The sequence below is a fragment of the Fusibacter sp. 3D3 genome (assembly GCF_001748365.1).
In the GTDB taxonomy this organism is placed as follows: Bacteria; Bacillota; Clostridia; order Peptostreptococcales; family Acidaminobacteraceae; genus Fusibacter_A.
On sequence record NZ_BDHH01000023.1, the window covers coordinates 39653 to 53307 of the forward strand.

The 13655-nt window shown below is 37.5% G+C and carries 12 protein-coding genes; 1 reads left to right on the forward strand and 11 read right to left on the reverse strand.

Features of this window, described 5'->3' with window-relative positions; genetic code table 11:
• Positions 1–11 precede the first annotated feature (11 nt).
• From opp4C to F3D3_RS20055, 9 genes are all read right to left on the reverse strand, one after another.
• Positions 12–956 (reverse strand): oligopeptide ABC transporter permease, encoded by a 945-nt coding sequence (gene opp4C, locus F3D3_RS20015; RefSeq protein WP_069876209.1) that lies wholly within the window; start codon positions 954–956, stop codon positions 12–14.
• A 12-nt stretch (positions 957–968) separates the two neighbouring features.
• Positions 969–1934 carry an ABC transporter permease gene (locus F3D3_RS20020; RefSeq protein WP_069876210.1) on the reverse strand — a complete coding sequence of 322 codons (966 nt, stop codon included), beginning with the start codon at positions 1932–1934 and terminating at the stop codon, positions 969–971.
• Positions 1935–2257: 323 nt separating this feature from the next.
• Positions 2258–3988 (reverse strand): ABC transporter substrate-binding protein, encoded by a 1731-nt coding sequence (locus F3D3_RS20025; RefSeq protein ID WP_069876211.1) that lies wholly within the window; start codon positions 3986–3988, stop codon positions 2258–2260.
• Between the two features lie 33 nt (positions 3989–4021).
• The gene (locus F3D3_RS20030) at positions 4022–4582 is read right to left on the reverse strand and encodes a transcriptional regulator (RefSeq protein ID WP_069876212.1); all 561 of its coding nucleotides are present in this window, start codon (positions 4580–4582) and stop codon (positions 4022–4024) included.
• 135 nt (positions 4583–4717) lie between these two features.
• Positions 4718–6325, reverse strand: a complete 1608-nt coding sequence (locus F3D3_RS20035) for a PP2C family protein-serine/threonine phosphatase (protein ID WP_084389193.1) — start codon at positions 6323–6325, stop codon at positions 4718–4720.
• 12 nt (positions 6326–6337) lie between these two features.
• On the reverse strand, positions 6338–7987 hold the full coding sequence (locus F3D3_RS20040; protein WP_069876214.1) for a nucleoside kinase: 1650 nt from the start codon (positions 7985–7987) through the stop codon (positions 6338–6340).
• 20 nt (positions 7988–8007) lie between these two features.
• Positions 8008–8811, reverse strand: coding sequence for a hypothetical protein (locus tag F3D3_RS20045; protein WP_175438435.1), 804 nt, complete (start codon positions 8809–8811; stop codon positions 8008–8010).
• A 38-nt stretch (positions 8812–8849) separates the two neighbouring features.
• Complete coding sequence (locus tag F3D3_RS20050) at positions 8850–9743, reverse strand: RluA family pseudouridine synthase (RefSeq protein ID WP_069876216.1); 894 nt, start codon at positions 9741–9743, stop codon at positions 8850–8852.
• Positions 9740–10564 carry a GNAT family N-acetyltransferase gene (locus F3D3_RS20055; protein ID WP_069876217.1) on the reverse strand — a complete coding sequence of 275 codons (825 nt, stop codon included), beginning with the start codon at positions 10562–10564 and terminating at the stop codon, positions 9740–9742. The genes F3D3_RS20050 and F3D3_RS20055 overlap by 4 nt, the downstream gene beginning before the upstream one ends.
• A gap of 145 nt (positions 10565–10709) precedes the next feature.
• Between F3D3_RS20055 and F3D3_RS20060 the strand changes: the two genes are divergently transcribed.
• A complete protein-coding gene (locus tag F3D3_RS20060) occupies positions 10710–11306 on the forward strand; it encodes a hypothetical protein (protein WP_069876218.1) in 597 nt (198 codons plus the stop codon).
• Positions 11307–11393: 87 nt separating this feature from the next.
• Here F3D3_RS20060 and F3D3_RS20065 read toward each other — a convergent pair whose 3' ends face one another.
• Positions 11394–12128 (reverse strand): pseudouridine synthase, encoded by a 735-nt coding sequence (locus F3D3_RS20065; protein WP_069876219.1) that lies wholly within the window; start codon positions 12126–12128, stop codon positions 11394–11396.
• A gap of 43 nt (positions 12129–12171) precedes the next feature.
• On the reverse strand, positions 12172–13599 hold the full coding sequence (locus F3D3_RS20070; protein ID WP_069876220.1) for an RsmF rRNA methyltransferase first C-terminal domain-containing protein: 1428 nt from the start codon (positions 13597–13599) through the stop codon (positions 12172–12174).
• Positions 13600–13655: the final 56 nt, after the last annotated feature.

Genomic DNA, 13655 nt, shown 5'->3' on the forward strand with positions numbered 1-13655 from the left:
CTTTTCTCCCCCTATCTTTTCATCTTTGGATCAAGGGCATCTCTTAAACCATCACCTAGGATATTGAAGCTCATTACGGTAATGAACGTCAAGAAACCTGGTGGGATCCATAACCACCAATGGTGTTGCAATGAATAAATTGACCTTGCAGACTGCATCATATTCCCCCAAGTAGGTGTTGGTGGTGTCACACCCATACCTAAATAAGATAATGCGGACTCCGTTAAAATAGCACTTGCCATACCCATTGTTGCAAAGACGATAATGGATGCCATTACATTTGGTAAAAGATGTTTAAAGATTTTTCTGGAATCTCTGATGCCTAATGCTTCAGCTGCTTCCATAAACTCTTGTTCTCTAAGGGATAATATTTGGCCGCGAACTATCCTTGCGATACCTGTCCATCCTAATAGACCAATAACGAGCATAACGTTAAAAATGCTTGGTCCTAAAATGGCAACCACCGTAATCGCAATTAATAAGAATGGAAAACACATGATAATATCCGTGATCCGCATCAATATGGCATCTACGATGCCTCCATAAAATCCCGCAACAGAGCCAACAATAATGCCTATGATCACCTGTAAAAATACAGCGACAAGTCCAACGGTTAAAGAAATACGCCCGCCATATACAAGTCTCGTAAAGATATCTCTCCCCAATTCATCTGTTCCTAAAATAAAATTAGAGTTTGGGGCTTCTTTTTTAACAGGAAGCTCCATTATTTTGCCACGCACTTCTTTATCCGCTAAATTGATTTGGTCCCTATCGTATGGTGTAATAAAATCCGCCAAGATCGCAGACAACACCAGCACACCTAAAATTGCCAAACTCATCATTGCCAGTTTATTCTTTTTTAATCTTCTGAATGCAATCGTCCACGGTGATTCAATCTTCTGCTTTGCATCAAGTTTCGCGTTTGCCTCTTGTTTCTTTTTGACTGATTCTGACATCGACTGCTCCTCCTAATCGTATTTAATTCGCGGATCTGCTAATCCATAGAATAAATCTGCAAGCAAGTTTCCAATAAGGGTTAAAAACGCTAAAAATAGGTTTACGCCCATTAATAGAGGATAATCTCTATCCGTGACAGCCTGATAACCCAACAGCCCCATTCCAGGCCATGCAAACACTTGCTCTACGATTAAAGCACCAGAAAAGAGTCCTGGAATCCAAAATCCTAATAGTGTAATAATAGGAATCAATGCATTTCTCAGTGCATGTTTATAAATCACCACACGTTCGCTAAGACCTTTAGAACGTGCCGTTCTGATATAATCCTGACGAATAACTTCAAGCATACTTGAACGCGTATATCTCATGAAACTCGCTGTAGATCCAAGCCCCAAAACGATGGCTGGCAATACAGTATGAACCGATACATCTTTAACTTGTTCCCACACGGCCCAATCCGATGCCCCAGGTGTTCTCATCCCTGAAATTGGGAATATGCCTTGATCAATTGCAAAAAACTTAATTAACAAAAGTGCAAAGAAGAAGCTTGGTATCGATATCCCTATAAGTGCAAAAATCGTAAAGAAGTAATCGAGACCGGTGTATTGCCGCGTGGCGGATATGACTCCGGCGGGTATGCCCACAAGCAATGCGAGTAACAATGAGACGATTGCCAAATAGAATGTAGATAACATTCTTTCTCCCATAACCTGAGCAACAGGTCTTTGGAATTTCCAAGAAAAACCCAAATTACCTTTCATCACTTCAGTAATCCAATCCGCATATTGAACAATAACGGGCTTATCCACCCCAAATTTTTCTTTAAGTCTTATCTTCTCTTCCACAGTCATTTTAGGGTCCATCATCTTAGTCGTTGGATCCCCCGGTGCAGCATGTACAATAAAGAATATAAGTATTGTAATCCCAAACATTACAGGAATTATTTGCAGTATTCTTCTCAGTAAATACGTTCTCATTTAAACACCCCTTCTAAATTTAGCGTATTGTCATAAAAAATTTTTTATATCCACGGGTAAAAAAATATATTTGTTATGCATTAAAAATAACAAGATTATTATAGCACATAGCCATTCATTTTTTAACGTTTCAAGCGAATAATGACGTATCGTTAAGGTCTTGTGATCATTCTTTACAAATCCATAATTTTGTTTACAATTTATTAACATGTTCCGAATATTTAGATAGCCCAGCTACTGCTGGGCTATCCTATATCTCATTATGGTGCATTGCTGTTTTATTATTAAATGGTCCATCTTGCTTAAAAAGATATCCGATCCAATTATTGAACGTAATCTAATTCAATATCTTTAATCGTATAGGTCCATCTATAGTATGGTCCTAATTCCATGTTTTTAACTCGGTTATTAACGCCCCAAGTTTCATTTCTATAAGCGTTGAAAAGGTATGGGAGCTCTTCATTGGCAATAACTGCCCACTCTTTATACAATTCAGCTCTTTTATCTTGATCGTATTCTTGAGTGCCTAAAGCGAAGATTTCTTCTGCTCTTTCATTGTGGAAACCAATTGCATTGTAACCTCCAAGAACATCTGATTCTCCACCAAAGATTGGTGTTGGATCTGGATCTATAGATAAAGACCAGCCCATGTTGAACATTTCAAATTCTTGCTTATCGAATACGCGTTCAGCAACTGCATTGAATTCCATCAATTCAGGCTCAAGTTCAACGCCGATCTCTTTCCAATTTTCTTTTGCAAGTGCAATTAGATTAAGTGGCCAATCTACATCGTTATAAGCCGTCCATACTAATGACAATTTAACGCCATCTTTATCTCTAATACCGTCTCCATCTGTATCCTTCCAACCCGCTTCATCAAGTAAAGCTCTTGCTTTTTCAACATCATAATCATAGTTGTTTAAAATTGTTGGATCAGGGAATGCCCAAGATACAGGAGAAATTGGCGTGTTACACGTAGATGCGAAACCTTCCCATTGGTTTTCAATAAATAATTCTCTATTCAAACTATACGCTAAAGCTTGTCTAACGCGTTTGTCAGATAATTTAGGGTTTCTTAAATTGAAACCAACAAAGTTGTAACCATTACCTGTAAATTCTTGAACTGTACCAAGGCCTGTTGAAGTCATGATATCGTAATTTTCAAGATTTGCAGGTGGGTTTACTAAATCGATGTCACCAGCAGCGAATGCAGCTGTCGCAGTTTCTGTTGGTTGCAATTTAATAATAACACCATCTAGCTTTGTTTTTTGACCATGGAAATTATCATTTCTAGAGAGTCTTACATATTCACCCACTTTGAATTCTTCAAATTTCAAGATACCAGATCCCACAGGATTGTTCATAGTCGATTTGAATGACTCCCAGTTGTCATATTTGTAAATATGTTGTGGTAAAATTCCATAGTTAAAATCCCAAATTTTTTGAACATTTTGTTCTACGATTGTAAAGCTGATTGTATTCGGGTCAATTACTTTGATCCCTTCAACTGAATCTGCTTCGCCTTTTCTGTAAGCTTCAACACCAACCATATCATTTACAATGGTTCCTCTTGGACCATCATAATCGGGATCCGCAACTGTCGTGTAAGTAAAAGCAACATCATCTGCTGTTACAGGTGTGCCATCATGGAAAGTCATACCTTCACTTAAATGAAATGTGTAAGTGAGCTTGTCTTCAGAAATATCCCAGCTTTTTGCTGCAGCAGGAATCGGATTGCCTTGAGCATCATTATTGATAAGTGGCTCAAATACTAATTCGGTAACCCAAGAATCATAGACATTATCTGACATGATTGAATTGAATTTTCCGTCTAAAGAAGATGTTGCAACCGTTAAAACGTTACCTCTTGATAGCGCTGGGTTTTGGGTTGCATCAAGTGCTGGTGCAGTCTCTGCTGCATCTGTGCCTGTTGGTTCTGCAGCAGGTGCTTGACTATCTGCTGGAGCTGGTTCAGTTTTAGCACCGCCACAACCTGTGAGCGCTAAAGAAAAGACCATCACAAATACAAGCAATAATACTAGTGATTTTTTCATTGTAATCCCCCTTAAAATTGGAATAGCTACTCATCATACCTTCGGTGGTAATGGTACCACCATATGAGCCGCAAAGTGTCTATGTGCTCCTGCTCTTGGGTCTTCTTTACCCTTGAGATAGGAATCCACGACGTGACTTAATTTATCATAAAGTTCTTTTGCTTCTTCATCCGTGAGATAGTAATCCACCGAATAAGAAATTTTTCGAGAGGGTCCACTTGAAAAATTCTCAATGGAGTCGTAAAACTCTCTAGAAATGGTCTCAAAGAAAGCTAAAGAAACTTTATTAATAGAATCACTCATTTCATCATCTAATGTGACAGCAGTGCTATCAATAATGAGCTTGTAGGCTACTGGGCAATAGTATTTCTCTACGACACCAAATTTAGTAACTTCTTCAATGAGCTCGATGATCCCAACTTTCTCGAGCATTTTAATATGGTAATTAACCCTACCATGAGGTTCATCCATAACCTCTGCAATTTGTTTTGCTGTCTTTGCACTGCTGTCAAATGCTTCTAAAATCTCCAAACGGTATTGCTGAGATACGGCCTTGATTTGTTCTAAATCTTTAAGAACAAGAACTTCTTTCATAGCACCTTCCCCATCTAAAATTTGCTTTGCAACCCATATAAATTAATTTTCTCGTAAAAATTATTTTATACACACATTATAATTCTTTAAACTAAGCCAGTCAATAGAACCTAGAAATAATAATGCTTCGGGCCACTAAATATCCATAAGGATATAAGTAATGTCATCGTTTAAATCACCTCTCTGAGCGTTGATTTTATCTACTATAATATCGTTTATCTCCCTGGAGGTTAAGTCCCTAGATGTTACAAACAATTCAATTATTTCATCCGTATCAAAAATTGCATTTTTCTCCTTATCTGTCAATCCATCCGTATAGAAAAGGATTCGATCTCCATGCTGTAATTGGATGGTTTCACTGGTATACTCTGGTGTGAAAAAACCTTCAAGTTTACAAATTGGAAAACCTCTACTCTGATCTAGGAATTCAACTTTACCATCGCTTTTAAATCTAATCGGATTGCAATTCATGCCTCCAGAACAATAAGTCAACACTTTGGTGTTTAAATTCAGTGTCGCATAAAATATAACCATGTGCATTTCATCGGGAAAATTCATGCGATTAAATTGTTCATAAAAGTATTTGAGATTTTTGTCGGGGTGCATCCCTCTAAACCGTTTGATCACACGCTCATTTGATTTGAGATAATTATTGCTGAGCATGGTCATCAATGCCGCTGAAATACCATGTCCCGATACATCCAGTAGATAGAGCGCTACGTTGTCATCATCTATACTGTAAATGTCATAAAAATCGCCACTTAGTCTTTCACAGGGATAATATGCAGATGTAAAGCTAACATCTCTATGTGTAATCTTATTGCTTGGCAGTAAAGATTGTTGAATGATTTTAGCATATTCGAGTTCATCGATGATTTTCTGGTTGACCTCTCTTACCAGTAGTGTTTTCTTATCAATAATACGCTTTAAGTACTTTGAGTAGATATTAAACTGTTTTTGCAATTTTCTATTTTTGGCTTCTGGGATTTCTATATTGAATGCGTGAATCTCTATTACAAGGATGATCAATGCAACTGCATTGATCACTGAACTTTGGATAAGCGTCTGTGTTGAAAGCGGCAGCACCGTCAGATAAAACTGAGCAATAAACAACAGGAAAAAGCTAAAAATCATCATATAGGTGTTGATACTGCTTTCTATCAGTTCGTTCAAGATGAGTTCTAACAAAAAAATCATCAATCCTAAAAGATAGAGAATATTCATAAAGTATATGATCTCATCAGGCATGATCAAAAGCCGAAAAGTCACCGCATAAAGAAAAAATACTACCATCATGATCAGTATTGAAATAAAAGCCATTTTCAAATATGAAATTTCTTTAAAAACAGGGCTCTTTGCAAGCATAAAAGGAATCACCAATCCAGCTAAAAAAAGTAATTTTCCCGTCGTTAAAAAAAAGGTTACCTCTCGGACCAGTATGATGTTACTGCTCATCAGAATAGTAACTGCAATGACCATGTTTATCACGTATAGATAGGTCCCAAAAGCAATCGCCATGAATTGCCTGTTAATATTGATCCGACTTGCATAAAAAGCCGTATTGGCCAGAAAAGAGCAGATGACAATATTGAACATCACAATCCCACCAAGTACGATCTTTGAATACGTCCGAAGTAATCCCAGCAACAAAAAACGCTCTAATAATAGCATCCCTATCAGGCATGCACAAATGATCAATATTTTTTGATATTGTTTTCCCTTTATATGCATTTGATACATCATTCACCCCAAATTTTAAACATCAAAACAGCTTCCTCCGATAAATTCTTTTAAAATGGATACATAAGGCACCAACTCATCATCGTCAATAGACCTAAAATAGCTTAAAAATTTAAGGAGCAAGACGGCTTCCCCATACTCTGAATCGCTTGGTGTAATTTCTCTCAGGAGTGGCTCAGCATGTTTTTTCAGTACAGCCAGTTCATATGGCAATGCCGTGTTAAACATCGCATCGGCTTCTTCTTGATACGGAAAGATATTGCGTTCTTCACCTCTTCTGACAGAGCTCCACATCCCAATTGTCTTTTTAGCCGAATGCCCTCTGAACTGATTATCTCTTACAATTCGTCTCAAAAGCCTCGTTTGAGTTGTAGGTATTCTATTATGCTCATCTATGTTGAGTTGCGTTAACGCACTGACATAAATTTTAAATTTATCTCTTTTAAATATTTTGCTTGTCAGTTGTTCATTTAATCCATGGATGCCTTCAATAATAATGGGTTGATCATTTTTAATAGAAAACGGTTTATTTCTAATTTCCCGTTTACCCACATGAAAATTAAACACGGGTAAATCCACCATCTCACCATCTAATAGCATCATCAAATCTTGATTGAACTTTACAACATCTACCGCATCGATAGATTCGAAATCAAGATCGCCGCGCTCGTCTTTTGGCGTTTTTTCTCGATCCACAAAATAATTATCTGTTGAAATGGTAATTGGATGAAGGCCATTGACCTTAAGCTGTATCCTCAATCGATTGGCAAATGTCGTCTTACCAGAAGAAGAGGGCCCTGCGATTAAAATAACACGCTTCCCCGTTTTCGAAATCTGATCTGCAATATAAGCGATTTTCTTTTCATGGAGGGCTTCAGCGATTTGAATGAGCTCTGGATGTGCCTCTTGCTCAATGAGCTTGTTGAGATTGCTGACATAAGCCATTTCCATGATCTCACCCCAACGTTCGCTTTCGTTAAAAATATCTGCAATTTTAGGCGATTCAACAAAAATAGGGGGTGCAAAAGGAGAATATTTTGTAGGATGCATTAAAATCATGCCATTGTCGTATTTAACCATATCAAAACTCTGAATATAACCAGTGCTTGGCACCATATAACCATAAAAATAATTTTGAAGTTCTCCGCATTGATACAAATTGATATAATCAGTATCGCGGTATTTTAAAAGATCTACTTTAGATTGCATCTTATAGTTTTCAAATGCATTTCTAGCCATCTCTATAGAGGTTTTCTTTTTTATGAAAGGTTCATTATTAGAAATAATCGCTTGCATTTTTGCTCTGATAACCTCGTAATCATCATGTGTCAATTTGCGCTCGTATTCAAATTCACAGTATAAGCCCTTGCTCAAAGAATGTTCTATTTTGACTTTTATAGCCTTAAAACTTTCAATTGCAGCTCTGATCATGATAAAAGACAAACTTCTCTGATATATTTTTTCACCATCTGATGTTGCCAAATCAACCATTTGTATTTCGCAGCCCACCTCAACAACTTCTGTCAGTTCTTTGAGGATATTGCCACATCTAACGGCCACAATCAAAGGCTTTTCTGTTTTTTGTATTTTTTTGGCCAAACTTTCATAGGTTACGCCCTCTTCAAGTTCAAATGTTCCGAATCCTCTTACATTGACTTTGATCATATTTTTGCCTCCATTTATGTTTATTCAAAATGTGCCATCTGAGTATTTGAAGCTTGAACATAGCCATAATACTCATTCTCAAGTAAAGTGATGATGTATTCATTTAGATAGGAGTACTTGTATCTGTAGATGTCCACTTCAAGCAATTCTAAGCATTCTCTAAAATCATCCAAAACACAATAGGGGTTTCCATAGACACGTTGAATTTCGTCAATACTCACCCCTTTAAACCCGTGTCCTATCAAAGATTCATGTCTCAACTCTATCAGTTGATTCATTTTCTCTGAGCTTAAAACCTTAATGACACGTTCACCTTTTACATCTTGTTTTGCATACTTTCTAAAGTAGGTGTTTATGCCGTAAATCAAATTATTATTGAAAATTTTATAGTGATTTCTAAGAATTTTTAAGACTTCTTTTTTTTGTATAAACCGTATGTGAAATGTGAAAGTACGATCCTTTAAATGCTTTTTGATAAACATATATTTGTATACTGCTTCCTTAAACCGATAGACACGCCCTAAAAAATCAATATATTCTTCATTGACAATTTGAAATTTGACGTTTTCTAAGAGTTCAGAAAACAAAGCATCAGGCTGACCGTTATTCAAATCTTCTAAATTTTTCTTTAGTGCTACACACGTTTCATTGTTTCTTGTCTTTTCAGAAACATGATTCAAAATCTTACGTGCTGTTTCAAAGTCAAAATTCACAGCATATCGACAAGAATCCATCAACACACCGGCATCTGATCTTTCAAACCCCTTTTCCTTTAACAGTTCAAATGCACCACCGTAGTCATAGCGTTCAATTAATTTCTTCATTACTTGCATTGATTCAGTCATGCAATCACCAACTTTTACTATAGTTTTTGAACAAATGCTTCAATTTCTTTGGATTGAGTTTGATATACTTTGCCATCAATAATGAGCTTATAACCATGTAAGAGCTGCGTGCTAATGTCGTCTACTTTCTTGCCACCATACTTGACGTCTCCCACTATAGGATGTCCAATACTCGCCATACTGGCCCTAATTTGATGACTTCTACCCGTTAAAAGTTCTATTTCTACGAGCGTATACGCTCTATAGCGTTTCAAAACACTGTACTTGGTATGGCAAAACTTAGATTCATCTTGATTTGATTTTAAAATGGTCACCTTGTTTTTAACTTCATCTTTAATCAAATACCCTTTCACCTCGCCCGGTCCTTTTAGGGTGCCCTCTACCACAGTCAAGTAGTACTTGCCGATTTTGCGCTCTCTCATAAGTGCATTGTATAACTTTAAACTTTCATAAGTCTTCGCGAAGAGAATAAGACCACTGGTGTTCTTATCCAGTCTATGCACCGGAGCCGGTCTAAATGTTTTCGTGCATAGATCTGCAAGATAGTAATGCACAATTGTGGCTAACGTGTTTTTATATTCATCTTTATCTGGATGTGTTAACATGCCCTTGGGTTTGTTGACAATGAGCATATCATCATTTTCAAATAGGATATCCAGACCGATTTGATCTGGTTTTACGGTCACAATTTCCTTCATCAAACCTTCAATGGTCTCATCTTGCAAAAAAATATCAAGTTTGTCTTCATCTTTAAGAAAATAATCTTCTTTAACACGGATGCCGTTCACTTTGAACATCTTTTTACGGATAAGTTTGTATACATTGGTTCTAGTGGTATTGTTAAAATATTTGAGTAAAAATCGGTCCAATCTCTGATCTGCTTCATTTTTGGTTATTATTATGGTTTTCATTGATACCTCACAGTTAATATTCGGTAGGGGGTACTCACTTTATACCCAATTTTTTCATAAAGATGTATCGCGTTCTTGTTATTTGTCATAACAAACAGGTATGGTGTTTTTTCTTTTTCCAATAATTGCTGTGTTAACTTTAACGAAATTGCCTCACCAATGCCTTTCTTTCTATACATGGGATCCACATAAATACCACCAATGATCCCTATCAAGCTGGTCTCTTCTTCAATTAAACCTTGACCGATTAACCCTTGGTTTGATCTAACGAGGTAATATTTTTTTTGTTTCAACATTTCCCTAAGATCTTTTGAGATGTCATTAATGGACTTTACATTTCGCCCAAACTGATTTTCAACATTTATAAAGAATTTGAGCTCCTGAAAAACATCTCCTGATGCCGCACTAATCCATTCAAACGGGATTTTGATATCCTCTATTTTTTGATTTGACTCATAGCGCATTAAAATACTGTCGTCTTCGTGAATGGAGTCAAGCGTTCTACAGATGACTCTATAGATGCCCTCTATCACACTGACTTCACCTTTTATATACTTGGGCTTATGGTGTTTAATGGCCTTCAAAAGACTAAGGTTGCCTAATACAACTGAATCTGAATAATGTACTGTTAAAGAATTTTTATTTGAAAAGTAGAACAATCCAACGAGATCACCCTGCTGTATATAACCATAAAAAGTGCCCTGCATGGTATTTTGCTTTAATGCTTCATAAACATTTTGAAAATATAGGGTTTCTTCAAAATTGTTTTCTAAATAGGCTTCAATTTGCTGTATATCTGATTTTTCGAGTTTTCCAAACATGTCCACGCCTCCTTCAAAAATTGTAACACGAAAGTAATCAATTTGAAAAGAACATTACTTTAAGAAATGAATAAATTATGATATTCTAATAGATGAAGACACGTTTTTTTAACTTCTGACTAATATTTATAAATTGGAGCGTCCCATGATAGAAAAAATAAAAGACATTTTATATGATTTAAGCGATATAGTTGTATCTTTAATTATAATTGCCGTTATCTTTGTTTCGGTCTCATGGAAGATTTCGGATACCTTAGATGTCAATTTAAAAGAGACCTTAACGGGGCCCACTGTTGAAGCTGAAACCGATCCCCCTATCAAGGTTATCATTCCTGAGATCAATCCAAATGGTATTTCAGATCCCTTGACAGATACACCTACTGATCCCGCAGGTGAAACTACAGATCCAGCAGAGCCTTCGTCTGATCCGGCATCAGGTACGCCAGAGTCCACCGGTGATACACCACCAGCCGGTGATCCCGTTTCCAATACAACTCCGGAATCCCCACCACCTGCTACCACACCAGACACCATCAATGCTTTTGAGGTTCCTGACGGTGCAACAGGTTATAGTATTGGTAAAAAATTGGTTTCAGAAGGCTATGTAGCTGATGTTGATACTTTTGTGAATCGTTTAGTAGCGCTCAAACTTGATAATAAGCTCAGAGCAGGTACCTTTAAAATCAGTAAAAGCGATCCACTTGACACCATTATCAAAGTGCTTGCTGGTCAAAGCCGATAGAAAACGAATATAGCCGTGATGCTTTAAAAAGGAGCTGTTGCAAATCTAAGAAATTAGATGAGCAGTAGCTCCTTTTATTGCGATTCTTCATGCCATATGCCCCGTTCTTAAGCCTTCTAGCTCAGCTTCAGTCAGTTCTCTATAAGCCCCTTTATCAAGGGTTTCATCAAGCGATAGCGTCCCCATTTTCATTCTTTTTAAAAAGAGGACATTCTTTTCAACCGCTTCGAACATACGCTTGACTTGATGAAATTTGCCTTCATAGATTACCAATTCAATTTCAGATTCGGACGCATTTGCCGATATAATATGAAGCTGCGCAGGCTTGCACCGATAGCCATCATCTATCGTGATGCCCTCTGCAAATTGCTTGACATCTAAATCAGTCACCTGAGCATCTATTTTCGCATAATAAAGCTTTGGCACATGTTTTTTGGGTGAAAGCAAATTATGGGCAAGATCGCCGTCATCGGTCAACAGCAATAAACCTTCTGTATCGATATCTAATCTGCCCACAGGGAAGACGTTATAAAAGTTGACATCCTCCTGAAGCAAATCAATTACCGTCTTATGCCGATTATCCTCTGTTGCAGATATGACGCCCTGTGGCTTATTCATCATCAAATAAATGTTTTTTTGATAACACACTTTGATGCCTTGGAAAAGCACTTCGTCTTCTGCCACATCAACTTTGATCTTACCGCTTTTTACCACATTGCCGTTCACTTTGACCTGTCCATATTTAAGCGCATCTCTCACTTCATTTCTCGATCCCTTCCCCATATTGGAGAGCAGTTTGTCGACTCTTACTTTTTCACCCATTGTATTTCTCCTCAATTAAAATATTGTAACGTCCTTTACCGATTTACATCATGCGCCATGAAATTGGATATAAATTTTTGATAAGATTTTCTTCTACTTTCACAAACCCGAGCGGATAACCGTCTGTGCAAAACAGACAAAATCCCTTTGACAAAGGCCCCGCTTCTGTCACCGCATCATAATCCAGTGTTTCGCCTTTAAGAAATTTTAGAACCTGAACAGAAGCGGCGGGCATATCAATGACATTTTTAAAATCAGTCCTACAAATCCCCATTGCAAAAGCTTGGCTCGGTATAAATTTATCCCTTTTAATCTCGCCTAAAAGCCAGCCGTATCGCGCCACATGTAAGGCCTTCACTTTAACTTGTTGTTCTGGTAATAAGTAAATTTTATCGCGTTCTATACTAAAAGTGCCTTGAATGCTCTTATTCAAATATTGATCTGAAAAGACCTTAAAAGCATCTAGTGCATTATTCATAATGTCACCGATTGAGTTTGGAGAACGCTTTATTTTATCTGACTTCATTTTTCCATCCTGAATTGGATTCTTAAAAGTGACCTCATTTTCAGAGGTTTCAATAGACACCTCATGATCCTCTTCGCCTTGATAGAGCATTGCACCTATAAAATGTCCCTCACCTTTGAGCAAGTGAGGCCACAAATGTGCCACCCCATCCGTCACATCAAAAAAATCGGAATCGATCGCTTGCTTCTTAAACCCTTGATCTATCGCTTCTAAAAACAACAGTTGTGCTTCATTTTCAACCTCTGAAAAAGTACATGTGGAATAAACCAGTTTGGTATTCTCTTTTACCAGTTTAGGGACCACTTCTAATATGTCCCTCTGCATCTTCGCACAAGTTTCATTAGCATAGGCCTCCCATGCTTTTACAGCTTTATGGTCCTTCTTGAACATCCCCTCACCTGAACAGGGGGCGTCAATGAGTATGCGATCAAAAAAATGAGGTAAAGCTTTAGCGATTGCATGTTGGTCCTCATTGAGAACCAACACATTTTTAACGCCATATTTCTCCACATTTCTCACGATGGCCTTGACGCGTTTATCATTGATATCATTGGTTACAAGTAATCCCGAATCTTGAGTATACGAAGCAATTTGAAGCGTTTTCCCACCAGGGGCGGCACAAAGATCTAATACCCGGTCTCCACATTCAGGTCTCAGCACAGTCACAGGTGACATTGCTGACGGTTCCTGAATGTAATAAAGTCCCGCGTAAAAAAGAGGGTGTTTGGTCACTGGATCTTCCTCTCGATAATAAAAGCCATCCTCTGTCCAAGGAACGGGCTCCAGCGGATAAGGAAAAATTTCAAGAAAAGCTTTCACTGAAATTTTGAGGGTATTGACCCTGAGCCCAGTATAGATCGGGCCTTCATAAGACGCCAAAAAAGCCTCGAATTCCGTGCCCATCCTTATTTTCATTCTCTCTAAAAACGCAATTGGCAAATTCATATATCTCTCTAATCCTTTTATTTTAGTCTAGCCATTTAACGGCATATGCTTTATAA

Coding starts and splice junctions, on each gene's coding strand:
- opp4C (WP_069876209.1), bottom strand. CDS start 956: ATGTCAGAATCAGTCAAAAAGAAACAAGAGGCAAACGCGAAACTTGAT.
- F3D3_RS20020 (WP_069876210.1), bottom strand. CDS start 1,934: ATGAGAACGTATTTACTGAGAAGAATACTGCAAATAATTCCTGTAATG.
- F3D3_RS20025 (WP_069876211.1), bottom strand. CDS start 3,988: ATGAAAAAATCACTAGTATTATTGCTTGTATTTGTGATGGTCTTTTCT.
- F3D3_RS20030 (WP_069876212.1), bottom strand. CDS start 4,582: ATGAAAGAAGTTCTTGTTCTTAAAGATTTAGAACAAATCAAGGCCGTA.
- F3D3_RS20035 (WP_084389193.1), bottom strand. CDS start 6,325: ATGATGTATCAAATGCATATAAAGGGAAAACAATATCAAAAAATATTG.
- F3D3_RS20040 (WP_069876214.1), bottom strand. CDS start 7,987: ATGATCAAAGTCAATGTAAGAGGATTCGGAACATTTGAACTTGAAGAG.
- F3D3_RS20045 (WP_175438435.1), bottom strand. CDS start 8,811: ATGAAGAAATTAATTGAACGCTATGACTACGGTGGTGCATTTGAACTG.
- F3D3_RS20050 (WP_069876216.1), bottom strand. CDS start 9,743: ATGAAAACCATAATAATAACCAAAAATGAAGCAGATCAGAGATTGGAC.
- F3D3_RS20055 (WP_069876217.1), bottom strand. CDS start 10,564: ATGTTTGGAAAACTCGAAAAATCAGATATACAGCAAATTGAAGCCTAT.
- F3D3_RS20060 (WP_069876218.1), top strand. CDS start 10,710: ATGATAGAAAAAATAAAAGACATTTTATATGATTTAAGCGATATAGTT.
- F3D3_RS20065 (WP_069876219.1), bottom strand. CDS start 12,128: ATGGGTGAAAAAGTAAGAGTCGACAAACTGCTCTCCAATATGGGGAAG.
- F3D3_RS20070 (WP_069876220.1), bottom strand. CDS start 13,599: ATGAATTTGCCAATTGCGTTTTTAGAGAGAATGAAAATAAGGATGGGC.